At 71.2% G+C, this 21,892-nt stretch carries 19 protein-coding genes; 10 read left to right on the top strand and 9 right to left on the bottom strand.

What is annotated here, in order from left to right:
- Positions 1-45: 45 nt before the first annotated feature.
- The gene (locus ACIGXO_RS09910) at positions 46-990 is read right to left on the bottom strand and encodes a diiron oxygenase (RefSeq protein WP_399782927.1); all 945 of its coding nucleotides are present in this window, start codon (positions 988-990) and stop codon (positions 46-48) included.
- Positions 991-1,160: 170 nt separating this feature from the next.
- On the opposite strand from ACIGXO_RS09910, the gene ACIGXO_RS09905 reads away from it, so the two are divergent.
- Positions 1,161-2,270 (top strand): ferritin-like domain-containing protein, encoded by a 1,110-nt coding sequence (locus ACIGXO_RS09905; RefSeq protein ID WP_399782924.1) that lies wholly within the window; start codon positions 1,161-1,163, stop codon positions 2,268-2,270.
- A gap of 54 nt (positions 2,271-2,324) precedes the next feature.
- Here the strand turns inward: ACIGXO_RS09905 and ACIGXO_RS09900 are convergent, their stop codons facing one another.
- From ACIGXO_RS09900 to ACIGXO_RS09865, 8 genes are all read right to left on the bottom strand, one after another.
- A complete protein-coding gene (locus tag ACIGXO_RS09900) occupies positions 2,325-3,137 on the bottom strand; it encodes an ABC transporter ATP-binding protein (protein WP_399782921.1) in 813 nt (270 codons plus the stop codon).
- A 107-nt stretch (positions 3,138-3,244) separates the two neighbouring features.
- Positions 3,245-3,700: an HD domain-containing protein gene (locus ACIGXO_RS09895; RefSeq protein ID WP_399782918.1), complete on the bottom strand. Its 456-nt coding sequence runs from the start codon at positions 3,698-3,700 to the stop codon at positions 3,245-3,247.
- Between the two features lie 22 nt (positions 3,701-3,722).
- Positions 3,723-5,456 (bottom strand): type IV secretory system conjugative DNA transfer family protein, encoded by a 1,734-nt coding sequence (locus tag ACIGXO_RS09890; protein WP_399782915.1) that lies wholly within the window; start codon positions 5,454-5,456, stop codon positions 3,723-3,725.
- Between the two features lie 44 nt (positions 5,457-5,500).
- Positions 5,501-6,919, bottom strand: a complete 1,419-nt coding sequence (locus ACIGXO_RS09885) for a PQQ-binding-like beta-propeller repeat protein (protein WP_399782912.1) — start codon at positions 6,917-6,919, stop codon at positions 5,501-5,503.
- Positions 6,920-6,939: 20 nt separating this feature from the next.
- Positions 6,940-9,036 carry a peptidoglycan DD-metalloendopeptidase family protein gene (locus ACIGXO_RS09880; RefSeq protein ID WP_399782909.1) on the bottom strand — a complete coding sequence of 699 codons (2,097 nt, stop codon included), beginning with the start codon at positions 9,034-9,036 and terminating at the stop codon, positions 6,940-6,942.
- Positions 9,037-9,043: 7 nt separating this feature from the next.
- Positions 9,044-9,703 (bottom strand): hypothetical protein, encoded by a 660-nt coding sequence (locus ACIGXO_RS09875; RefSeq protein WP_399782906.1) that lies wholly within the window; start codon positions 9,701-9,703, stop codon positions 9,044-9,046.
- A 178-nt stretch (positions 9,704-9,881) separates the two neighbouring features.
- On the bottom strand, positions 9,882-10,247 hold the full coding sequence (locus ACIGXO_RS09870) for a DUF4913 domain-containing protein (RefSeq protein ID WP_399782903.1): 366 nt from the start codon (positions 10,245-10,247) through the stop codon (positions 9,882-9,884).
- 65 nt (positions 10,248-10,312) lie between these two features.
- The gene (locus ACIGXO_RS09865) at positions 10,313-10,774 is read right to left on the bottom strand and encodes a hypothetical protein (protein WP_399782900.1); all 462 of its coding nucleotides are present in this window, start codon (positions 10,772-10,774) and stop codon (positions 10,313-10,315) included.
- Positions 10,775-11,221: 447 nt separating this feature from the next.
- Here ACIGXO_RS09865 and ACIGXO_RS09860 point away from each other — a divergent pair, with 447 nt between their 5' ends.
- From ACIGXO_RS09860 to ACIGXO_RS09820, 9 genes are all read left to right on the top strand, one after another.
- Positions 11,222-12,613 carry a conjugal transfer protein gene (locus ACIGXO_RS09860; RefSeq protein ID WP_399782897.1) on the top strand — a complete coding sequence of 464 codons (1,392 nt, stop codon included), beginning with the start codon at positions 11,222-11,224 and terminating at the stop codon, positions 12,611-12,613.
- 78 nt (positions 12,614-12,691) lie between these two features.
- Positions 12,692-12,952, top strand: coding sequence for a TrbC/VirB2 family protein (locus ACIGXO_RS09855; protein WP_030258718.1), 261 nt, complete (start codon positions 12,692-12,694; stop codon positions 12,950-12,952).
- 67 nt (positions 12,953-13,019) lie between these two features.
- Positions 13,020-13,544 (top strand): hypothetical protein, encoded by a 525-nt coding sequence (locus ACIGXO_RS09850; RefSeq protein WP_399782893.1) that lies wholly within the window; start codon positions 13,020-13,022, stop codon positions 13,542-13,544.
- Between the two features lie 7 nt (positions 13,545-13,551).
- Positions 13,552-16,536 carry an ATP-binding protein gene (locus ACIGXO_RS09845; RefSeq protein WP_399782891.1) on the top strand — a complete coding sequence of 995 codons (2,985 nt, stop codon included), beginning with the start codon at positions 13,552-13,554 and terminating at the stop codon, positions 16,534-16,536.
- 32 nt (positions 16,537-16,568) lie between these two features.
- Positions 16,569-17,213: a hypothetical protein gene (locus ACIGXO_RS09840; RefSeq protein WP_399782889.1), complete on the top strand. Its 645-nt coding sequence runs from the start codon at positions 16,569-16,571 to the stop codon at positions 17,211-17,213.
- Between the two features lie 58 nt (positions 17,214-17,271).
- Positions 17,272-19,425 (top strand): hypothetical protein, encoded by a 2,154-nt coding sequence (locus ACIGXO_RS09835; protein WP_399782887.1) that lies wholly within the window; start codon positions 17,272-17,274, stop codon positions 19,423-19,425.
- 69 nt (positions 19,426-19,494) lie between these two features.
- Positions 19,495-20,124 (top strand): hypothetical protein, encoded by a 630-nt coding sequence (locus ACIGXO_RS09830; RefSeq protein WP_399782884.1) that lies wholly within the window; start codon positions 19,495-19,497, stop codon positions 20,122-20,124.
- A gap of 132 nt (positions 20,125-20,256) precedes the next feature.
- On the top strand, positions 20,257-20,871 hold the full coding sequence (locus tag ACIGXO_RS09825; RefSeq protein ID WP_399782881.1) for a hypothetical protein: 615 nt from the start codon (positions 20,257-20,259) through the stop codon (positions 20,869-20,871).
- Positions 20,868-21,878, top strand: coding sequence for a hypothetical protein (locus ACIGXO_RS09820; protein ID WP_399782878.1), 1,011 nt, complete (start codon positions 20,868-20,870; stop codon positions 21,876-21,878). The genes ACIGXO_RS09825 and ACIGXO_RS09820 overlap by 4 nt, the downstream gene beginning before the upstream one ends.
- Positions 21,879-21,892 lie beyond the last annotated feature (14 nt).

Below are 21,892 nucleotides of genomic sequence, written 5' to 3'. Positions count from 1 at the left end.
CGGCCGGTGGCCGGTTTCGCGACCGTCACCACCGCCGCCCCGCGCTCACGCCAGCAGGCCGGAGCTCTTCCAGAGCTTGCGGCCCACGCCGCGCATGACGCCGATCTCGTCCAGGAAGTCGGTGAGCCGCTTGGCACCCGTCTGCATGACCTCACGGCGGTGGCCGCTCGCCTTCACCTGCGCGACGGCCTCCCGGCGGTCCAGGCCGACGTTCGTATACACCTGCGGGTTGACGAAGGCCACGGAGAAGACGCGGGCCGCCTCGCCGGAGGAGATGCGGGTCAGCTCCTGCTCCCAGCGCGGCGCGCGGACCATCTGGCGGCGCAGCTCCTCGCGCGCGTACCGGACGTGCCGGGCCTCCTCCACGACGTGGATGCGGGTGACGCCGCGTACGAGGGTCTGCACCCGCTCGTCCGGGAAGGTCAGCCGCTGCATCCAGTCCAGGATCTCCTCGCCCAGCAGCGTGCAGGCGAAGGAACCGGGCGTGGTGGAGACGGTCTTGAGGATGCGCGCGAGGTTGTGGTTGAAGCGGGAGACGGGGTACGTGGGCGCGCCGCCCGTCTGGATCAGGCGCGCGAACATCTTGGAGTGCCGGCACTCGTCCGCTATCTCGGTCAGCGCGTACCGGACGTGGGCACTGGTGACGGACTTGTCGTAGATGTGCCGCACGAGCAGCTGCATGAGGATGATCTCGAACCAGATGCCCAGCGAGGCGAGCGACGCCGCCTCGTGCCGGGCGAGGTCCATCCGCTGCTCCTCCGACATCTTCTTCCACAGGGGCGTGTCGTAGAGCGAGACGAGCTCCGGCGGCCAGAACCACTTGCCGTCCTCGATCGGCGCGTCCCAGTCCAGCTCGGTGTCCGGGTCGAAGGAGTGCTTGGCGGAGGAGTCCAGCAGGCGTTCGGCAACCTGCTCACGGTCCTTGAGCAGCCCGAGTGCGTCCCGCAGTGCCTCGGTCTCCGCCGTGCTGATGTCAGGAGCTGTCGTCATGGCTGTCGCTACCTCGCTCGTGGGGTTACCGGCGGTCACGTCTTATGAGACTGCGCGTCAGTAAGGGCGTCAATCCCCCGCACACGACTTCTTGACCCTCCGGTAAGAAGCGTGTGAGCCTGCCAACTACCGCACGCTCAGCGGTGTTCGGTGATCCGAGGAGGCTCTCCATGTCCACCCGCGAGCTCTACACGACCGCCCCCGGCGACCCGCTGTGGCAGGTGCCGGCCACCGGTGCGGCCCGCTTCACCTGGGAGTACGACGACGGCCGCGACCGCCTCCTCGCCCTGTACAAGAAGGGCAAGGACAAGCAGTGGGACGCCGATCTGCGCATCGACTGGGACCTGGAGGTCGACCCGCACGACCCGCTCGGCACGCCCGATGAGGCCATGTCCCTGTACGGCACGAAATACTGGGACCGGATGTCGGCGAAGGAGCGCGGGGAGCTGCGGCAGCACTACGCCTCCTGGCAGTTCAGCCAGTTCCTGCACGGCGAGCAGGGCGCGATGATCTGCGCGGCGCGGATCGTCGAGTCCGTCCCCGACCTGGACGCGAAGTTCTACTCCGCGACCCAGACCATGGACGAGGCGCGGCACGCCGAGATCTACGGCCGCTTCCTCCAGGAGAAGATCGGGATGCTCTACCCGATCAACGACAACCTCCAGTCGCTGCTGAACGACACCCTCAAGGACTCCCGCTGGGACATGCCGTACCTGGGCATGCAGGTACTGATCGAGGGGCTGGCCCTGGCCGCCTTCGGCATGATCCGCGACACCACGAACAAGCCGCTGCCGAAGCAGATCCTCGCCTACGTCATGCAGGACGAGGCCCGGCACGTCGCCTTCGGGCGGATGGCCCTGCGCGACTACTACAAGCAGCTCACCGAGGCCGAGCTCCGCGAGCGCGAGGAGTTCGTCATCGAGGGCTGCTACCTCATGCGCGACCGGTTGCGCGGCCTCGAAGTGCTGGAGAACTGGGGCATACCCAAGGCCGAGGCGGAGCGGTTCACCGAGCAGTCCGAATTCCTGCACCTGTTCCGGAAGCTGCTCTTCAGCCGCATCGTCCCGTGCGTGAAGGACATCGGCCTGTGGGGCAAGCGCCTCCAGCAGGCATACCTCGACATGGGCGTCTTCGACCTCGGCGACTCCAACCTGGACCTGCTCATGGCCCAGGACGAGGAGCTGGCCGAGAAGCTGGACGCGGAACGCTTCGCGGCGGAGGAGGCCGCCCGCACCGCGGAGGTGGCCGAGGCGATCACCCGCGGCGGCGCGGTGGAGTGAGCCACGGGCCCAGGCGGCGCGGCCGTACGCTGCGCAGGCCGCGCCGTGTCGTGGTCAGCGGCGGCCCGAGCGGGCCAGCCAGCGGCCCTCGTGGCGGGTGACCTCGATCGGGCGGCCGAAGCAGGCCGTCATGCCGGCGTCGGTCAGTACGTCCTCCACCGGGCCCTTGGCCTGGATGCGGCCGTCGCGCAGCAGGACCGCGTGGCCGATGGCCGGGGACAGCTCCTCCAGGTGGTGGGTGACGGTGACCGTCGCCAACTCCGGCCGGTTCAGGGCCAGTTCGTGCATGGTGTCGATCAGGTCCTCGCGGGAGGGCAGGTCGAGCGCGTTGAACGGCTCGTCGAGCAGCAGCAGCGAGGGGTCGGCCATCAGCGCACGGGCGATCAGGAGCCGGGCCCGCTGCCCGCCCGAGCACACCCCGTACGGCCGGTCCGCCAGCTCCTTGCAGTCCAGCTCGGTCAGCAGCGCGTGCGCGCGCTCCCGGGTGGCCTCGTCGTACTTCTTCCACAGCGGCTGGACGGTGCCGGTCGCGCCGGTGAGGACGACGGTGTGCCCGGGCAGGTCCACCGGTACCTTCTGCGCGCTGGAGACCAGGCCGATCGCGGCGCGCAGCTCCCGTACGTCGACCGTGCCGAGCCGGTGCCCGAGCACCTCCACGGTGCCGGTGGTGGGGAACATCAGCGCGCCGACGAGGCGGAGGATCGTGGTCTTGCCCGCGCCGTTCGCGCCGAGCAGCGCCCAGTGCTCCCCGCTGCGTACGGACCAGTCGATGCCGTCGAGGATGGTCTGGCCGGTGGTGACGCGGCGGACGCTCGCCCCCGAAAGGGCAGCGATCACACGCGCCTGGGTGTCGTCCGATGGGCTCATGCGCGGCAGGTTAGCTGCATTGGCCACGTTTGTGCGGGGGCGTCCGGCGGGTGGACGGGATTCCGGCCGGTCGCGGGCTGAAGCCCAGCCGCAGGTGCGGCCGGGCCTCAGCCCGTGAGGCCCAGCAGCGCCCGCATCCGGGCGTACTTCGCCGTCAGCCGCTCCCGGGTCGCCGCGTCCAGGACGGCCAGCCGGTCCGGATCGGCGTTGTGCGCGAGGTCGGCCTCCTTGACCAGCAGCGCGCCGGGCGTGGCCAGGATGCGCGCGGCGTACTCCTCCGGCGGCTCCCCGGCCCGCTTGGTGACGGCCAGGACCATGGCCTTCGTGGCCGGCGGGAGCGCGGCCCCCGCCAGCCACTCGGCCGACAGCGCGTCGTCCTCGACCGCGTCGTGCAGCCAGGCCGCCGCGATCTGCTCGTCGCTGCCGCCGCGCGCCCGCACGCCGGCCGCCACCGCGGCCAGATGCTCGGCGTACGGCCGCCCCGCCTTGTCGGTCTGCCCCTCGTGCGCCCGGCGCGCGAGCGCCTCGACCTCGGGCAGCGTCAGCAGCGTCATGTCACTCATGCGGCCATTGTGGCGGGCCCGCTCAGCGCGCGGCCCCCGGGTCGTACTTCGCCAGCGAGCTCTTGACCTCCCTGGCGTGCGGCCCCTCCCACCAGGGGATCGTCTCGACCAGCACGGGCTTGGTGCCGGAGGCCAGGACCAGGGCCCGGCCCGGCGGCATCGATCCGAGGTCGGAGACGTGCAGGACGCGCTCGCGGCGGGTGGACTCGTTGACCGTCCGGTGGCCCGACCAGCCGCCGAATTCCGACTCGCGCGTCGTCTGGTAGTCCGTCAGCTCGAACTCGCCCGCCAGCTCCGAGAGATCACCGAGGAACTTGGTGTCGGAGACGCCGCCGCCGTAGACCCGGACGTTCGCCGCGGACCACAGCTTCTCCATGCCGCGCTCGCCCCAGACCTCGATGCCCTGGGCCCAGGACTGCAGGATCGTCATCAGGATGATGCCGCGCGAGCCGTAGTGCGAGTACAGGTCGGGGAGGTTCCGCCAGCGGCAGACGTTCGCCGCCTCGTCGAGCACGCCGACCAGCGGTACGGGCAGCCGTCCGCCGCGCTGCGTGGTCGCGTACTCCTCGGCGGCCTCGACCACCGCCACCGTCAGCGCGGTGACCAGCGGGCCGGCCGAGTCCCGGCCCTCGCGGGAGAGCGAGTACAGCGCGCCGCCGGTCCGCACGAACTCGTGCGGGTTGAACTCCGGCAGCGGCGCCCCGGGCGACGGCGTCACCCAGCGGTTGACCTCCGGGTTGATCAGGCAGGACGCCATCTGCTGCGCGACGCCGTAGATGCCGCTGCGCTGCTTGTCGGGCGCGTTGACCACGCCGTACACCCCGTCGGCGGGCATGACGTGGCCCGCGCCGCGCAGGATGCGCTCGGGGGTGTCGTCCTTGGGATTGGACAGCCAGGTGTAGATCTGCGTGATCGGCATGCCGGCGGTGGCCGCCGCCAGCAGCAGGTTGGCGAGCAGGTCCTGGCCGGCCGGGTCGAAGAACGCGTCGGTCGACGCCTCGGCGTCCCGCGAGCCGGACGCGAAGTGGTCCGCCATCTTGCGGGCTCTGGCGATGTCCGTGACGTAGCTGAGGGGGTTCCACCACCAGCTGGGCGTCTCCTGCGCGACCTGCTGCGGGTCGAACACCCACACAGGGCCGCGCGCCGCGCGCGGCCCGCGCGTCGCGTCCACGATGTCCCGCTTGTTGGAGGTCACCAGCACCGCGCCGGGCGCGTCCAGGATCGCCGGAATGGCCCGCCGGGTCGTCTTGCCCGTACGCGGTCCCCAGATGTCGACGTGCATGTCCTCGAACGAGCCGAACAGCGGCTGCTTGCCGCGCACCGACCGGCCGATGAAGACACCGGGCACGCTGACCTGGGCCCCCAGCCGCTCGGCCGTGGCCGCGGCGCCCTGCATGGTGAGCTTGCCCAGCTCCTCCCGCTGGGCCAGGTGCCGGGCCGCGCCGTCGACCTTGGGCCTGTTGCGCCGCTTCTGCACCACGCGGTACACCGCGAGCCCGGCCAGGGCCAGTACCACCGCCTCACCGGCGGCGATGGCGCTCGCGGCACCGCCCGGCCAGGTGTAGTCACCCTTGACCAGGGCGACGACGAACGTCAGCGGATTCCCCGCAGGCGCGGGGCCGCCTGAGACCGCCGCACCACCCATCGCCGCCAGCCACGCGGCACATACGGCCAGCAGGACGACCGCGACGAGAATGAAGATCTCAACCGTCCAGTCGTCCTCGGCCCGGGGCTTCTTCTGCTGTTCCACGGTCACGTGGGGAAGGTCCTTTCTCGAAAACCCTTGAAACCGGCGCCGGGTCAGACGTCCTGGGCCGTGAAGACGTAGAAGCCGTGGTCGGCCTTGACGACGGCACAGCCGTTGGCGGAGAACTCGGGCAGCTTCTCGATCCCGGTCCGCAGGACCTTCTTGTCGCGCATGCGGAGCGCGGCGGGGCCGCCCTCGTCCAGCTCGGCGTAGAGCACACCGTTGCCGGGCAGCGCCACCGGGCGGATGTTCTGCTCGCCCGCGGCCTGCCGCCACAGCTCCTTGCCCGACGCGGTGTCCCAGGCCACGGCGCCCTCGCCGTACTGGGTCACGACGGTCCCGCCGTCGGGCGAGAGGACGGCGGCGTCGTCGTCGGCGCCGGTGCTGTAGTCGCTCGCCGGCCCTTCGGTGAGCCGCCGGCCGGTCTTCGCGTCGATGATCGTGAGGACGCCGCCCTTGCTCTCCTCGGCGTAGACGGACCAGCCGAGTACGGCCCTGCCCTCCTGGAGCGGGGCGATCCAGGAGCTTGTCCCGGTCTCCTCGTCCAGCCGCTCACGGATGGCGGCCGGCGGCTCCAGGTCCTCGGTGCTCCACAGCTTCTTGCCGGTGCGGGCGTCGGTGGCCACCAGCCACTCGGCGGCCGGCTGGTAGGAGACGTCGGAGGAGATGCTGACCCCGAAGCCGGCGTCGATCCTCGTCCCGAGTTCCGTCTCCCCCTTGAGCGCGGTCACGACCGTCTTCCCGCCGCCGACCGGTACGTACTTCTGGCCGTCCCCGTCCCCGTCCGCCACCACGTAACCCCTGCGGACCGGGAGTCCGTCATAGGCGCCGGCGTCGAAGGCCGAGCTGCCGAGCTTTCTGCCCGACGGGTCGTACATCGTGAAGACGCTCCGCAGCCGTTCCTTCGCCGGCCCGTCGGCGGGGGCGTGCACACGGCTGCGCACCAGCAGCGCGGGAGAGCCGTCCTTCCACTCGCTGACCTGGACGTGGTCCGCGGCGGTCGCGCCGTCGGACTCCACGGTCCCGTCGGGGTCCGCCGCGACCCTCACCGTCAGCTTCCTGCGGACCGCACCGGTCTTCAGATCGCGCAGCCGGACGGTGAACCGGGTCCCGGTGGCGCCCTCCCCGCGCGGTTCTTCCACGACCAGGGCCGAGGCGTCACCCACGACGCACCGCTCGTCCTCCGCCCGGCCGTTGCTCATCGTTCCCGCGTAGCCCGGGCAGCTGCCGGCCTCTTCGGACGACAGGCTCCAGGACGCCTTCGCGGCCAGCCCGGGGATGGCCTTCCCGGTCCATGCGGGGCCCTTGCGCGCGGCGGGCGCGCCGGAGGCCGCGCCGTCCTTCCCGGCCCGGTCCCCGCCGTGCGGCGCGGCCGCCCCGTCGCACCCGGCCACCAGTCCCATGACCAGCGCCGCACCGATGACCGCCGTACTGCGTGTCTGCCACTTCACGGTCCACTTCACCGTCTTCACTCCGCTTTCCTGTGCCCGGCTCAGGCGTCCCCGTGGCCGTCGCCCTCGACGGCGTTGGTGCCCGTGGGGATCGGTACGCGGTACACGTGCGTGATCTTGTCCTGGACGTCCCAGTTGCTGAACTCCACGGACTTGCCCGGCCGCGGCGCGTGAATGATCTTGTGGCCCTTGGGGTCCCAGACCATGCCGACGTGCTCGGAGCCGCGCTTGCTCGGGTTGAAGAAGATCAGGTCGCCGGGCTGCGCCTCGCTCAGGGAGATCTCGTACTTCTTGAGGTACGGCTCCTGGGAGAACGTCGTGCCGGTGATGTCGATCTTGCCGCCGCTCGCCTGGTAGTACGCCCACTGCACGAAGCTGGAGCAGTCGAAGCTGGTGGGGTTCCGGCCCTGCAGACGCGGCGCGCCCAGCACGTACGGGACGCCGATGCCGCGTTGCGCCCAGCCGAGCACCGCCCGGATCACCGGGTCGTCCGAGTCGGGCAGCACGCCGGAGGCGCCCGCGCCGTCGGGGGCGACCGCCGGACCGTCGTGGTCCTTGGCGCAGTTGGCGAACTGCGCGTCCCGGCCGTCCTGGCCGCCCTCCGAGCCGGGCACCGAACCGTAGTCCGGGTTGGCGGTGATCTTGCCCGCCATCCACTGCTCCGGGTCGATCATGCCGGGGCCGTTGTCCTGCCCGCCGACCCAGGGGCTGTCCACGCCCGGCTTCAGCACCTCCCAGTGCAGGTGCGGGCCGGTGACATTGCCGGTCGCGCCGACGGTGCCGATCTGCTGCCCGCGCTTCACCTGCTGGCCGACCTTGACCAGGATCCTGGTCTGGTGCGCGTAGAGGGTGATCATTCCGCCCGCGTGCTCGATGTTCGTCTCGTTGCCGTACGAGCCGCCGCTGCCGGCCTTGGTCACCTTGCCGTCGGCCGGCGCATAGATCGGCGTACCGCTGTCGGCCACGAGGTCGAGGCCCGTGTGGTAGCCGAGGCTCCACATGTTGCCGCGCTGGTGGTACTTGGTGCCGATCTGGTACGTGCCCTCCTTCAGCGGCCACTGCCAGTCCTTGCCCCCGGCCGACGGCTGCGGCTTGGCGAGCGGCTGCGCGTAGGCGGCCGGAACCATGGCCGGGGCGGACGGGCCCGGAGCGCCGGGGGAGACCTCGTACGCCGCCTGCTCGGTGTCGTCGCCGTCCAGCGGCGGGGTGGACCAGGAGCGCGCGGCCGTCGCGCTGATGCTCAGCGCCTTGCCGGGGTTCGCGCCGTTGTTGACCGGCTCGGGAATGTCGGACTGCTTGCCCAGGGTGGGGAAGTCCGGGTTCTTCTCGATGGTCTCCTTCAGATGCGCGTACCAGCGCTTGATCAGGTCCTGGTCACCGGTCAGGGTGCCGCGGTAGCGCGCCGCCTGGGTGAGGACCACCCGCATGTAGATGGTGTTGCTCGTCGACGAGCCGGAGTAGATGCGCAGCGCCTCGGCCGCGTTGGTCTCGGCGTGCTTCGCGTGCAGGTAGTTGGCCGCGGCGTAGGCGGCGTCGTCGATGTTGTACAGGTCCTTCTTGCCGTCGCCGTTGCCGTCGGCGCCGTAGTCCTGCCAGGCCGGCCTGCCGAACTGGAGGATGCCCATGTACCCGGCGCTGTTCTTGCCGCCGGGCGCCGCGGACTTGTCCTGGCCGAACTTGGTCTCCTGGTACATCTGCCCGGCGATGAGCGTCCAGTCGAGGCCCTTGTAGCGCGCGGCGGCCCGCATCGAGGCGAGGATCATCTTCGGCGGTATCTCGTTGCGCGCCGTCTCGCTCGGCATGTACATCTTGCCCGCCGGCATGATCGGGTTGGTCGCCGCCGCGGGGCCCGTACTGCCGGAGTTGGCGTTGTCGTTGTAGTCGGCGCAGGCCGCGCCCGCCGTTCCGCCGCCCATGCCGCCCACCAGCGAACTGATGAGCACCAGGATCAGGAAGCCGATGCCCGCGATGGACAGCGCGCTGCCGCCGCCCCCCAGGATCAGCAGCCACTTGGTGCTGCTGCTCTTCTTGTCGTTGCCCCCGCCCCCGTCACCGGCAGCCAGCTGAGCCATCTTCTTGGCTGTCTTGGCTGCCTTCGCGGCCTTGGCGGCGGCGGCCAGAACCGCTGGCGCCACCATCAGCGGCTCACTCTCCCGTCTGGTCGGAGGCGCCCACGTTGCCGAGGCCGAAGATGTCGAATCCCGAGACGCGCCACTGTCCGCCGCTCTTCTGCACGGTCACCAGCCAGGCGTTGGTCTCCTCGCTGGTGTCGCCGTCGAAGGTGCGGCGTGCGGTCACCTCCACCACGCTGGAGATCGACTGGCCGCTGCCGCGCGTGAGGTCGTCGGCGATCATGGCGTCGCGCTTGACCACGGCGGTGCCCTTGGACACGCACTTGGCCGCCTTGCAGGTGGCCCACTCCTTGCCGCGGGGCAGGGCCGTCTCCTGCTTCATCGCGGTGTCGCGGTTGGTCAGTTCGAGCAGGGGCGGTACCCAGGTACCGGGCGCCGAGGTGTGGCTGTAGGTCGCGATGCCGGCCATGTACCGGGCCATGACGTCGTGCGCCGCGGCGATGTCGGCGCGGGACATGATCGGGGCCGGGCCGTCGCCGCCCGCGCTCGCGCCGCCGGTGCCTTCCGCCGCCGCGCCTCCCGAGGCGGTGGGGGAGGCGGTGGCCGAAGCACCCGGCTCCGCGCCGTCCTCGTCGTCGAAGAGCGTGAACACCGCCAGCACCACGATCAGGAGAAAGCCGAGCAGTCCGAGGGCGAGCAGCCCCTTGCGCTTGTTTTCCGCGTCCGACTCCACGGCCCCGCGTCCCCCTTGTGTTCTGCTGCCGGTCCGGCGGTGGGCGATGTTGACCGGAACACGATAGGTCGGCGCTGTAGCAATGCGGCCGCCGCGCTTTCCGGAGTACCGCGGCGCTTTCCCCGGCGGGGAATTCCTTTCCTCGGATTTCCCCGGAGAGGAAAGCCGGGGGTGGAAATCAGGACGGCCGCGGATCCACCGGCAGCGGGTCGAACGGATAGGCCGTGTGCCCGTCCTTGGGGGAGCAGGCGGCGAACGGACCCACGTCCGGATCCATCAGGACGCGCAGATGGGGGTCGGCGTGATGGAGCCACCAGGTCGACATGCCCAGCGCGGTGTCGTGCCGCAGATGCTCGAAGGCCAGCCAGAGCGCCGACAGCCGGGCGCCCGCCTCCGGGTGCTCCCACCAGCGCGGACACCAGGTCGCGACGGAGCCGTTGAGCCGCCGGCGCAACACCTGGGCCAGATAGTCGGAGACGAACGCGTAGACGTCGGGGAAGAGGAACTCCACCTCGCCCCGGTCGTCTTCCGCTGCTGCGGTCATGAGGTCTCCTCTCCGGAGGCCGGGCGAAGGTATGGGCGAAGGCCGGGCGAAGGTATGGGCGATGGTCAGGCGAGGAAGACGCCGAGTACGAGGAGTGCCACGACCACCGCGCCCATGACGAGGCGGGCGGTCGGGTCCTCCCGTTCCCACAGGTCGTGGACGAGCGCCCAGCCGGTGAGGCGGGCGGCCCGGCCGTTGTGCAGCGTGGCTTCCTCGGCCTCTCCCTCCGGCGTCTCCACGGGCCGGTCGGCGCCGGGGGAAGCGTCGAGACCGGCGGGCACGCCCTGCTGCTCCTGGGCCACCAGCACCAGGGATTCCAGCAGTTCGGGCATGGTGTGCGGGGTGAGGGGGTACGCCACCGTGCCGTACTGCGTCTGCATGCACAGCTGCGCCTGCCACGGGTTGCCGGGCTCGTAGCCGGCGACCCACGCGTGCTGCGCCGCCAGCGTCTGCGGCGCCGCGGCGGGCTGCGCAGGACCCTGGGCACGCGGATCGTCCGGCTGCGGGTGCGCGTACTGCTCGCTCAACTCTCGTCCTTCGCCAGGGCTGTCGGATCGGGGGCGCCGGATGGACGGACCCCGCCGCATTGTCGCGAAAGGCTGTGTCAGCGGCGGCGGACGCGCCTGGCGGTTTTCCTCGCCGCAATTCCTCGCCTTTTCCTCGCGCCCGCCGGGCGAGGAAAACAACGGCATTGCTGCGACAAGTATTTGCCACACTGACCGGGCACCTGGCTGAACGGGGGCCCGCCACGAACAATGCGGCGGCCGGTGACCGAACGCGTTGGAGAAACCGACTCGATGACAGACCACAACAGCCCTGCTGGCGCGGTCGGCGGAGGCCAGCCTTCCGGGCACCCCGCTCCCTTCGGTCATCCTGCGGAACAGAGCGGCGCGCAACAGCCGCCCCAGCAACAGCCCCCGCAGCAACAGCAGCCCCAGCAACAGCAGTACGGCCAGTACCCGCAGCAGGCTCCGATGCCCTCGGACGCCGCGCGGGCGCAGGTCGCCGCGGCCTGGGTACGCAGGGCGCCGCAGGCCGCCGTGCCGCCGAGCCAGGCGGCGGTGCCCACCCTCCCGCCGCGCGCCTCCGCCGGCTCCGGCAAGGACGCCAAGAAGGAGAAGCGGGAGCGGGCCAGGGCCGAGCGCAAGGCGGAGTACGAGCGCAAGAAGGCGGCCCGGGAACAGCGCAAGTCGGGCGGCAAGCCGGGGGCCGGCGCCCCGGCGGCGGGCAGCCCGGCCGGTGCCGGGAAGTCCTTCGACGTCCCCAAGGCCGGCGGCCGCATCCCGTCGGGCCGGCGTACCCACGTGGCGCTGCGTGCCACGCTGATGATCGCCACCTGCGCGCTCGCGCTCGGCTCCTGCGGCGTCATGGGCCTGGTGATCGGCAAGTCCGGTGCGCCGCAGGCGGCCGCGCTGGACGCCGCGGAGGCCGAGAAGTACCGGCTGACGCGGTTCCCGACGCAGGCCGCCGCCACGTTCGCCGAGCACTACGCCCTGCTGTGCCTGACCTACTCCCCGCAGACGTCGGAGAACCGGCGCAAGGAGCTGGCGCGCTTCGCTTCGGCGGGCGTGGACGCCGACTGCGGCTGGAACGGTGACGGCGCGCAGAAGGCCGTCGTCGCCAACTGGGACGGCACGGTCGAGAAGCTGCCCGAGTACGGGGAGCACGGCCGTTACCTGGGCATCCAGGTCCGGCTGAGCGACGGACGGCTCACCACCCTCTCCGTACCGGTGTACGTGAAGGACCTGGCGCACGGCGAGGGCCTGCGGATCGCGGGCAACGTCGGCGAGATGCCGCTGCCGGCCCGCGGCTCGGCCCCGCCGGTCGACGAGGACGACCAGGTCGTGGACGACGTCCTGTCCGCGCAGCTCCAGAAGAAGGTGCTGCCGGGCTACTTCGAGGCGTGGGGCCGCTCCGACGCCACGGCGATGACCCGCTTCACGACCCCGGACGCCACCTCCTCCGCCACCTCCGGCCTGCGGAACGCGCTCTCCGCCCCGCAGGTCAACGAGGTCCAGGCGCTGGCGCCCGAGGGCTCCGACGACGGCGACACGATCTCGTACAGGACCGACCAGGCCGTGCAGGCCCGGGTGACGGTCGACTGGACCGACGCCGACGGCGGCACCGTCCGGCGGGCGTACCGGATGACGGTGGTCAACACCGAGCAGGGCTGGTTCATCAAGGACATCAGGGGCGGCGTCCTCGACCCCGAAGGCGGCTCCGCCGACGCGGGCGAGCCGACCCCCGGGCCGGAGGAGAGCGCCGGCTCCGGCGACGGCGCGGAGACCGAGCCGTCCACCGAGCCCACCCGCAAGAAGGACAAGGAGTCCGCCGGCGGCAAGAAGCGCTCCGGCAAGGACGACTGACCCCACCACAGGCCGGCGACCGTGCCGTCCCGGACGCCGGCCGCCCGCTCCCCCCTCAGTTCTTGAAAGGAACACGCCATGTATCTGGCAGCCACCACCATGAACGAGATGTTCGGCAACATCCAGGACATCCTCCGCAACGCGGGCACGATGGTCGCGGTCATCGCCCTGCTGATCCTCGGTATCCGCATGCTGCTGTCGATGAAGCGCGGCGACGGGATGCGCGAGGCGTTCCAGGGCTTCGGCATGATCGCGCTGGCCGCGCTCATCATCGGTGGCGCCACGGGCCTCGCGTCCGTGCTGATCGGCCTCGGCGAGCAGATCGGCGGCAAGGGCTGATTCCCCGGGCCGCGAGCCCGCGCAGGATCACCCGATTCCGACCGCCAGACCTTGAGGGGAGCGGCTGATGGCGCCCGATGCACCTGAGTCCATGGTCGCCTACGACCACACCGATCTGCTGAACCGTCCCAAGCGGATCTGGAACTGGGGCAACATCCCGCTTCCCGGTCTGCTGCTGCCCGCGCTCGGTGCGGCCTTCGGGTTCGGCCTGGTGTGGCTGATCGCGCTGCTGTCGCTGTCGGCCTTCCTCCCCTTCCTCGGCCTGTCGATGTGGACGTCGGTCCTGTACTTCGGACCGCCGTTCGCCGTCTACTTCATCTGGGGACGTCCGCTGCCCTCGGCGCTCACGCTGAGCCAGCAGATCGTGGTCTGGGCCGACTACTGGTTCCAGCCCAAGCGGCTGCAGGGACTCTCCGCCGACCGCGAGCCGGAGGAGCTGCACTGGCAGGTCATCCTCTGGCAGCCGGGCTCACCGCGCTGGCAGTCGCGGTACGACCAGGCGCGCCGGGCCGCCGCCGAGCGCGGCTCCTCCTTCTCCGCAGGCCACGCGCGCAGCACGCGCGCCGACCTGTCCGACACCACCGCAGGATGACTTCTCCATGTTCATGCTGATCCTTCTGGGCGGGGCGGCCGCCTTCTTCGTGGTCGCCATGATCATGGCGGCCGCTTCCCAGGGCAAAGGCCAGGGCCGGGGCGCCCGTAAGCAGTCCGCGACCCGGCGCACCAAGACGGCGCGCGAGGAGCTCCGGCTCCCGTACCGCTACGCCGACGACATGATCTTCGTCCACGGCAGTTCCGTGTGGACGGGGCTCGTGCTGCCCACCGCCATCGACGAGTACCTCAGCGCCGCCGAGCTGCAGTCGATGGCCGAGGGGCCGGCGCGCGGGCTGCTCAGCCTCGCGCGCGGCGACCGCAACGTGGAGTGCCACTACCGCAAGGTCTACCAGCCCATCACGGCCCTGAACTGGGCCGAGGAGCTGAACGCGGTGGCCTGGGACCCGACCGAGAACTACAAGGCGTACAACCTCCGCAAGGCGGAGTACCAGGAGCGCATCGGCGCCATGCGCGAGCGCAACATCCTGCTCGTCAAGCTCGGTTCGCTCAAGCGCGGCGACAGCGGTGTGGTCGCCGAGGACGACGAGCCGCACGAGGACCCCGGTCTGCTGCGCGGCGTGCGCGGCGTGGCCGACCAGGCCGCGGCCGCCGCCACCGGAGTCAACGACGAGTACCTCTCGCCGATGGCGCTCGCGGAGTGGACGCAGGTCGCCACCGAGGTCCACGAGAGCCTGGAGGGCCTCCACGGCACCCCGCTCACCCGCGAGGAGCTGGTGTGGCTCATCCGCAAGCCGCTCCACGGCGAGCTGCCCGTGCCGCCGGAGCCGGTGCTCGGCAGCCGCTCGTGGGGCCCCGACCAGTTCGACCTGGTCGTCGACTTCTCCGGCGAGAACCGCAAGACGCACATCGTGCTGCACCAGTACGACGAGGTCAGCGGCGAGCGGCAGACCAGCTACACCACCACCCTGGTCGCCGCCAACTGGCCGGCCGAGACGCGCTTCCGGCAGAGCACCGCGTGGGCCCGGTACGCCGCCCAGCACGTCGAGTTCCCCGTCGAGATCGACATGCGGTTCACCCTCATCCCGTATCCGAAGTTCAAGGACCGCGCCGACAAGATCCGCGGCAACCTCGTCGACGAGATGAACGACATGGCGAACTCCGGCCGGCAGCCGGACACCAAGCTCGCCCACCAGGTCACCCGCGCCCAGAACCTCTGCGACGACATCGACGAGCACAAGATGCCGGGCATGGAGGCGCAGATCCGCTTCACCGTCTCCGCTCCGGACGTCAAGGAGCTGGAGCGGCGCCGCCGCGTCCTGGAGATGCAGTTCAAGCAGGACCTGAAGGTGACGCTGCTGCGCCCCACCCGCCAGCAGTGGCGGCTCCTGCAGTCGCAGCTGCCGGGCGACGCGCCGAAGCTGCCCATCGCCCCCTACCTGCGCCTCCAGGAGGTCGAGCAGCTGGGCGCCGGGCTGCCCACGGCCGGTACCGAGCTGGGGGACAACCCGGAGCACCGCTCCGGCAAGCGGCTCGGCTGGGTGGGCAACCTCGTCGGCTGGGCGGGCAAGATGCCCGTGCACTACTCGCTGCACGTGGGCCCGGCCCGCAACGACGGCGGTGGCCTGGCCATCGTCGGCGCGTCCGGCGGCGGCAAGTCCTCGCTGGCGCTGCAGAAGTTCTACGAGGAGTCCGAGTCCGGCGTCCGCTGCCTGGTCATCGACCCCAAGACCGACTTCGCCCAGATGTGCTACTACCTGGGCTTCGGGGCCCAGGTGAACGATCCGGCGTTCGCGGGCGACGCGGAGGCCGGCATCCTCGGCACGCCGCAGAGCCGCTTCCAGCCCATCAACCGGGAGTTCTGGGACGAGACCGAGGTCGTCGACCTCCTCAAGGGCCAGGCCGGCGTCCTCGACCCCTGGGTGATCGCCCGGGACGTCGCCTCCGGCCGGCTGCTCGCGGAGAGCATGCTGCGCGGCTTCCTCGGCGACGAGGACTATCAGCGGGTCCGGCTGCCCGTCATCGAGGCGATGGCGACCGTCGTCGGCTGGTACAACTCCGCCGTGCGCCAGGCCGTCGAGCAGGGCATGTCGGCCCGCGACGCGGAGCAGCAGGTGCCGCGCCCGACGCTGTGGCAGGTCGTGGACGAGGTCGTCCGCGCGTACGACCACGCCGTCGCCACCGGGGACCGGGAGGCCGCCAAGGACCTCAAGCTCGCCCAGATGCTCCTGACCGAGCTGCGCACCCTGCCGTACGCGCGGCTCGCCTTCGCCGAGCGGCCGCAGCCGCTGTCCAGCATGCGCAAGCGCCGCACCGTCATCACCCTGCGCGGCTTCCAGTCCCCGTCGGCCACCGACCCGCGCAACTGGAACCCCGCCGAACGCCTCGCGGCCACCGCGCTGATGGCGGTCGTCGAGCTCGGCAGCCAGATGCTGGACGTCGGGTACGAGAAGAACCCGGTCACCGGCGAGGTCGGGCTGCGCCCCAAGGCGCTCTTCGTCGACGAGGCGTACGTCGTCACCGCGACCGAGAGCGGCCGCGACCTCATGCGCCGGGCGCTCAAGCAGGGCCGCTCGTACCTCGCGGTCACCGTGCTGATCACCCAGCAGGCCATCGACCTGGTGCAGATCGAGGACTCCGAGGCGCGCAGCGGTGGCGCCAACCAGATCCACACCGTCTTCGCCTTCAAGCAGAAGTCCGCGCAGGAGGCGTCCCTGGTGGCCCCGCTCCTCGGCCGCGCCGAGGACGACCGGAAGGTCATCGACGCCCTTCAGGACCTGCGTACCGGTGTCTGCCTGCAGCGCGACGCGGACAAGCGGGTCGGCACGGTCGCCGTCGACCTGGTCTTCCAGGAGATCCTCGCCGCCACCGACACCAACGGCACCACCCGCCCGGCCCGCCAGGGCAAGAACCCGCCGCTGAGCGTGTGGGAGTGGACGTACCTGCAGGAAGCGGCGGCGGACCCGGCCGCGGCGGCGCGCGCCGCGGAGCCCGCACCCGCGGGCACGCCGAACAGCACGTCCGCCGCCTGAGCCGGAAGACACGAACGAAAGAGGGAAGAGCCATGCGGATGAAGCGAATGCTCGTGATCGGCGCCGCTCTGACCGCCCTGACGTCGGTCGCGGCCTGCGACGGAGGCGACGCGAAGGGCGGCGGCGCGCACAGCGGTGCCGAGCAGAAGGACCAGCGGAGCGAAGGAAAGCAGGACGGCGGGCTGCCCAGTGCCGCCTCGCTCAAGAAGGCACAGGAATTCCTGCAGCAGCACGTCGACTGCGCGAATCTGAGCAACGACCCGGATGACGACCGTCTCAACGACCCCTTCGTCGACGACGTGGCCGACTCGGCGTCCGCCGAGAAGAAGCGGGAGGCGGCGGCCTGGACGATCCAGGAGGAAGCGGTGTGCGGCACCGACTGGCAGTCCAGCTACCTGATCTACCGCCCCAAGAACATGACGGCTTTCGAGCAGGCGTACAAGAACGACCGCGAGAAGAAGGTGAAGCGCGGGGTGATCGACGCCGGGCGCACCGACGGCAAGTTCTTCCTGGGCAAGGACTTCGTCGTGGATTACTCCGGTGAGGGTTCGGGCGGCCTGGAGAAGACCGGTCTGCTGCAGCTGAACTGCGCGCCGTCCTTCGCCGTGCCGAGCGGCTACAAGAAGGAGAAGGCCCATGTCTCCGGGTGCGTTCTGACCGATTACGTGGAGAACTGAACCCGCCCGGGCCGGTACCGCCCGCTTCGCTCACTCATTCTCATTCGGGGGATTCCCTATGGTTCCGCGCCGCGCAATAAGCTGGCGATTGATCAAGGTCGGCACGGCGGTGCGGGCCGGCCTTTTCGTGCTGCTTGCCCTGGCGGCGGTCCTGCTGGCCACCCCCGCGCCGGCGCAGGCCATGGCGTTCGCGTGCGACATCACCGGTGACGACAGCTACCAGATGGACACGCCGGGCAACAACGGCGAAGCGCTGATGCCGGCGGTCAAGCAGTGGGACCGCAATGCGAAGCCGGACGACGGCTCGCTCACCGAGCGGGTGCGCGGGGGCACGGTCAGCGGTTCGGTGGAAATGCCGGGCCCGGCCGCCAATTACACGCTGTACGAGCTCAACGGCATGCGCGGGCTCAACTGGTCCATGACCTTCAAGGGGAAGGGCGACGCGGCCGAGGACAACGGCGAGTGGGGCAGCGGCGCCGACGAGTGCAGCGTCATGGACTACGTCAACAACGGCATCGCCGACAGCATTTTCAACGGCACCAAGATCCTCACCCGCGCGGCCATCTCCATCAAGGAATCCGCGTCCAACCCCAGCCCGCTGGCCGGCCTTTACGAGGGCCGCGACAACGTCGTCCAGACGCTGAAGAAGAACGTCCTGCGGCCCGCCGTCCCCGTCATGATCGTGCTGACCGGTCTCTGGGTGTTCGGGAAATGGCGCAAGGGCGACATGCGCGAGGTCTGGTCGGGCGTGGCCTGGGCCGGCCTCACCGTTGTCGCGGTGATGGCCTTCCTGACGGGCGGCAATTACGACAAGGTCGTCAGCACGGCCGACTCGGGTATCGCGCAGGCCAATTCACTTTTGACCGAGGCCGTGCTGTCCGGCATTTCCGGCACCATGCAGCCACCGTGCGACCTGCCGAAGGGCGTGTACAACCGCGGTATGCGGGTGTCGAGCTGCGCGATGTACGACACCCTGGCATTCCGGCCCTGGGCCCTCGGGCAGTTCGGTGACGCGGGCAAGGACTGCATCATCGACGACAAGAAGGGCTGCACGGCCGCTGACCCCGGCGAGAGCTGCGACTGGGGCAAGGGAGCGCGCTGCCAGGACCTGCGCGTGCGCCATGCCGTCGCCCAGTCGGAGACGAACAAGGACCGCGGAAAAGACCTCAATAAATTCGAGGACGACTGGACCCCGATCCGGCAGGAAGTCGCCAGCGGGGACCACGGCGACATCTTCAAGGACTGGTCGGGACAGAACGCGGGCAACCGCGTCGGCATGGCCTTCTACTCCCTCGTCGCGGCGCTGATCGTGGGGCTGATGGTCATGGTGCTCAGCGTGCTGACGCTGCTCTGGCACGCCGTCACGCTGATCCTGGTCGTCCTGCTGCCCCTGGTGGCGACGCTCGGCATCCATCCCTCACAGCAGAAACTGCTCAAGGGCTGGCTGGAGACGTTCATCCACAGCTTCGTGCTGCGCGCGGGATTCGGCGTCATCCTCACGGTGCTCCTGGTGCTGTACCAGATGATCCTGCCCGCCCAGATCGCCCTGGGCATGCAGCTGTTGCTGCTGCTCCTGGTCACCGTCGCGGTCGTGATGATGCTCAAGAAGCTGCTCTCCGGGAACTTCAGCCCCAAGATCGCCGGGGCCGAGGACGCGCTCGGGGTCGGCGACATGGCGAACGCCGCCACCAGCAAGTTCATCGACAAGAGCCAGAGCGGCGCGGGGAGCGCCGGACGCGTCGGCGGGCGGGTCGCGGCCGGTGCCGCGGGCGCCGCCACCCGGTTCGCCGACCGCAAGCTGCTCGGCGGGAAGCTGGAGAAGGGCGGCTGGACCAACCCGACCAAGCGCCAGCAGCGGCAGAACGCCTACGAGGCGGCACAGGCCAACAAGCAGCGGGTGGGGCAGCCCGGCGAGCAGCCGCAGCCGCAGTCCCCGCCGCAGCGGCCGGAGGCCCCGGCGCCGGAGCAGACCGGGCCGAAGAAGTCCGCCAGGCCCCGGCTGAGCAGCACCGGGCAGCAGCCGTCCCAGCCGTCCGCACCGCAGCAGCAGTACCAGGCACCGGCACAGCAGTCGCAGCCCCAGCCGCAGCCGGCACCTCAGCCGCGCCAGGCACCTCAGCCGAGCCGGCCGCTGCCGCCGCAGCCGCACCCGCAGCCCCAGCAGCCGCCGCAGCCGCCCCCGCCCCGCTCCGACGGCCGCATCCAGCAGTAGGCGTCCGCCGCTGCCCGCCTCCTGCCGCCCACCGACCCCTTGCCCGCTCCCGTCCCCCGGAGGAGTCCCGTGCCGAGTCAGATCGCCAACCGCCCCCCGCAGGAACTGGGCGCGGAGCTGTGGTCGCTGACCGGTCTCAACTGGGACGTCGTGTGGGCGGGGGTCCCGGCCGAGGAGACCGCGCGCCGCGAGTGGTGCGCGGCCTTCGGCTGGCAGCCCCTGTGGTTCGAGGCCGGACAGTACGTCCGGACCCGGCAGGGCGGAAAGCTGCGGCTCGGCTCGGCGGCGTACGGGCGGCCGGTCACCCGCGTCGACTACACCTCGTGGGCGGTCCGGTCGACGGCCGTGGCGGAGAACGCGCGGCTGACCGAGGCGCTGCTGGAGCGCTGGCAGTCCTGCCTGGCCGCCGCCACGACCGTGCTGGGGCCGCCGACCTGGAGCGGCGCCTGGGACACGGCGGGGTTTCCGCAGCTGCCGGGCCGGGACTTCGGGGACAGCGACGAGTGGCGCCGGGAGCACCAGGATCCGCACCGCCTCGCGCTGTGGTCCTTCCGGACGCCCGGCGCACCGCTCTTCTCCCTCCGGGCGCACCTCGGGGCGGGCATCGCGACCGGCCAGGGGCCCGGTGAGGCAAGGATCTCCCTCGTCTGCCACGGCCCGGAGGACCCGGACGACCAGGGACCGGGCTGGCTGCTGTGACGTACGGGGGAGGGGACCGGCCGACGCTACCGGCCGGCGGGGCCATGGTGCGAGGATCTTCCGAGCCGGGCAGAAACCGGCGGATCCGGCCGGACCGGTCGATACGACGTACGAGTGGAAGGCAGTGACAGGATGCCGACGGTGACGGAGGAGCGTCCGCCGCAGGCTCTCGCCGAAGAGCTGAGCGGTCTGACCACCCATGTCGACTGGCCCGCGGTCTGGGCCGGCCCGCCCAACCCCGGCCAGGCGCTGGACGACTGGTGCGCGCTGTTCGGCTGGCGGCCGCTCACGGTGGAGCGCGTGCTGCGGGTGCGGACCTCGACGGGAGCGGACCTCACCCTCGAACCGCTCGTCTCCGGGGGCTGGAGCCCCGTGCGCTCCGTGACCTTCACGGTCCGCCACCTGAACGCCGACACGCAGGACGAGAACGACCTGGTCCTGGACCGGACGGCCGAGGTGTGGCCGGCGTACGAGGCGGCCGCCCGGGAGGTGCTGGGCGCGCCGGAGTTCTCGGGGGCCTGGGACGACCCCGCCTTTCCCGAGCCGCCCGATGACCGGCACTGGCTGCCCTCGCGCGACTTCCGGCTGGGACGCCGCGATCCGTACCGGATGGCCGTGTGGAGCGCCAAGGACCCGGAGGGGCCGGTGACCGTGCTGACGGTGAAGAGCGGCGGGGTCACGCGCAGGGGAGTGGGGAAACGAGGCGTCATGATCAATGTGCACTGCTATCCGCAGGATTCGCTGTGAGCGCGCCCTACATACCGGAGGACATCGGCCGGCGCGCCCTCGGGCTGCGCGACGCGGACACCCCGGCGACCGACGAGCAGGCCGGACGGATCGCCGACCGCATCATGACGGCCGCCGACCGGGTGGGCATGAGCGTCCCGGAGTACGTACGCGAACGGGCCCGGCGGCTGAACGTCACCCCGGAGAACCCCGATGTGAAGTCGGCCTTCTGGTCCTTCGAGGTGCCGCACCCCGACCTCCCGCCGGGCAAGGCGCTGTCGAACATGTACATCGCCGAGGCATGGGCGGAGTCCGAGAACGAGAAGGTCCCCGGCTCGGCCCGCTACCTGGAGGGGACGCGGGGCGGCCGGGCCCTCGGCAACCTCCGGCTGTGGGACACGGCGGTCCACCGCGAGCTGAACCTCCAGGGCGACGAGGGCTGGGACCTGGCGAAGTCCGCCTGGTCCACGCTCTCCCAGCGGTACGCCGAGGCCGCCAAGGGCGAGGTCGTGGTGTTCGCGCAGACGGCCTTTCCCGGCACGGTGCTGCAGACCACCGAGCTGCCCGCGCTGCGGACCAATCCCGATGTCGGCCTGGACAACATCAAGTTCGCGTACGCGGCACCGGACGGCTGGCCGCCGGTGGCGCGCGAGGAGCTGGGCACGGACGCGGTGCGCGCCCAGGCGCAGTTCGCCCTGAAGGACAAGCCGCTGCACGTCGACCCGGCGGAGTACGCGGCGAAGCCGGCCGCGGAACGGACGGCGGTACTGGGCAAGCTGTCGGCGGATGTCGCGCAGGCCGACGCGTCGCACGTGCGCATCACGCCGCTGACCACCGAAGCGCCCGCCCAGGAGGGCGGCAAGGAGGCCGGTCCGTCCGGGCCCACCGCGCCGACTCCCGTATGGCAGATGGGCTTCACGCCCCGGCCGACAGCGGCGGCGAAGGGCACCTCGGCGGCGCCGGTGGCCGCCCCGGAGCCCGCGGGGCCGGGCGTGGGCAAGGCCGTGACCGGTACGGGACTCGGATGACCGAGCCGGCCGAC

The sequence above is a fragment of the Streptomyces sp. NPDC053542 genome, assembly GCF_044544685.1.
GTDB lineage: Bacteria > Actinomycetota > Actinomycetes > Streptomycetales > Streptomycetaceae > Streptomyces.
Note: the sequence above shows the minus strand (reverse complement) of the source record. Positions and strands in the feature narration are given on the sequence as shown.

Bases quoted from the DNA above. Each gene is read 5' to 3' on its own strand.
- ACIGXO_RS09910 (WP_399782927.1), bottom strand. From the start codon at position 990: ATGACGACAGCTCCTGACATCAGCACGGCGGAGACCGAGGCACTGCGG.
- ACIGXO_RS09905 (WP_399782924.1), top strand. From the start codon at position 1,161: ATGTCCACCCGCGAGCTCTACACGACCGCCCCCGGCGACCCGCTGTGG.
- ACIGXO_RS09900 (WP_399782921.1), bottom strand. From the start codon at position 3,137: ATGAGCCCATCGGACGACACCCAGGCGCGTGTGATCGCTGCCCTTTCG.
- ACIGXO_RS09895 (WP_399782918.1), bottom strand. From the start codon at position 3,700: ATGAGTGACATGACGCTGCTGACGCTGCCCGAGGTCGAGGCGCTCGCG.
- ACIGXO_RS09880 (WP_399782909.1), bottom strand. From the start codon at position 9,036: ATGGTGGCGCCAGCGGTTCTGGCCGCCGCCGCCAAGGCCGCGAAGGCA.
- ACIGXO_RS09870 (WP_399782903.1), bottom strand. From the start codon at position 10,247: ATGACCGCAGCAGCGGAAGACGACCGGGGCGAGGTGGAGTTCCTCTTC.
- ACIGXO_RS09860 (WP_399782897.1), top strand. From the start codon at position 11,222: ATGCCCTCGGACGCCGCGCGGGCGCAGGTCGCCGCGGCCTGGGTACGC.
- ACIGXO_RS09855 (WP_030258718.1), top strand. From the start codon at position 12,692: ATGTATCTGGCAGCCACCACCATGAACGAGATGTTCGGCAACATCCAG.
- ACIGXO_RS09850 (WP_399782893.1), top strand. From the start codon at position 13,020: ATGGCGCCCGATGCACCTGAGTCCATGGTCGCCTACGACCACACCGAT.
- ACIGXO_RS09845 (WP_399782891.1), top strand. From the start codon at position 13,552: ATGTTCATGCTGATCCTTCTGGGCGGGGCGGCCGCCTTCTTCGTGGTC.
- ACIGXO_RS09840 (WP_399782889.1), top strand. From the start codon at position 16,569: ATGCGGATGAAGCGAATGCTCGTGATCGGCGCCGCTCTGACCGCCCTG.
- ACIGXO_RS09835 (WP_399782887.1), top strand. From the start codon at position 17,272: ATGGTTCCGCGCCGCGCAATAAGCTGGCGATTGATCAAGGTCGGCACG.
- ACIGXO_RS09825 (WP_399782881.1), top strand. From the start codon at position 20,257: ATGCCGACGGTGACGGAGGAGCGTCCGCCGCAGGCTCTCGCCGAAGAG.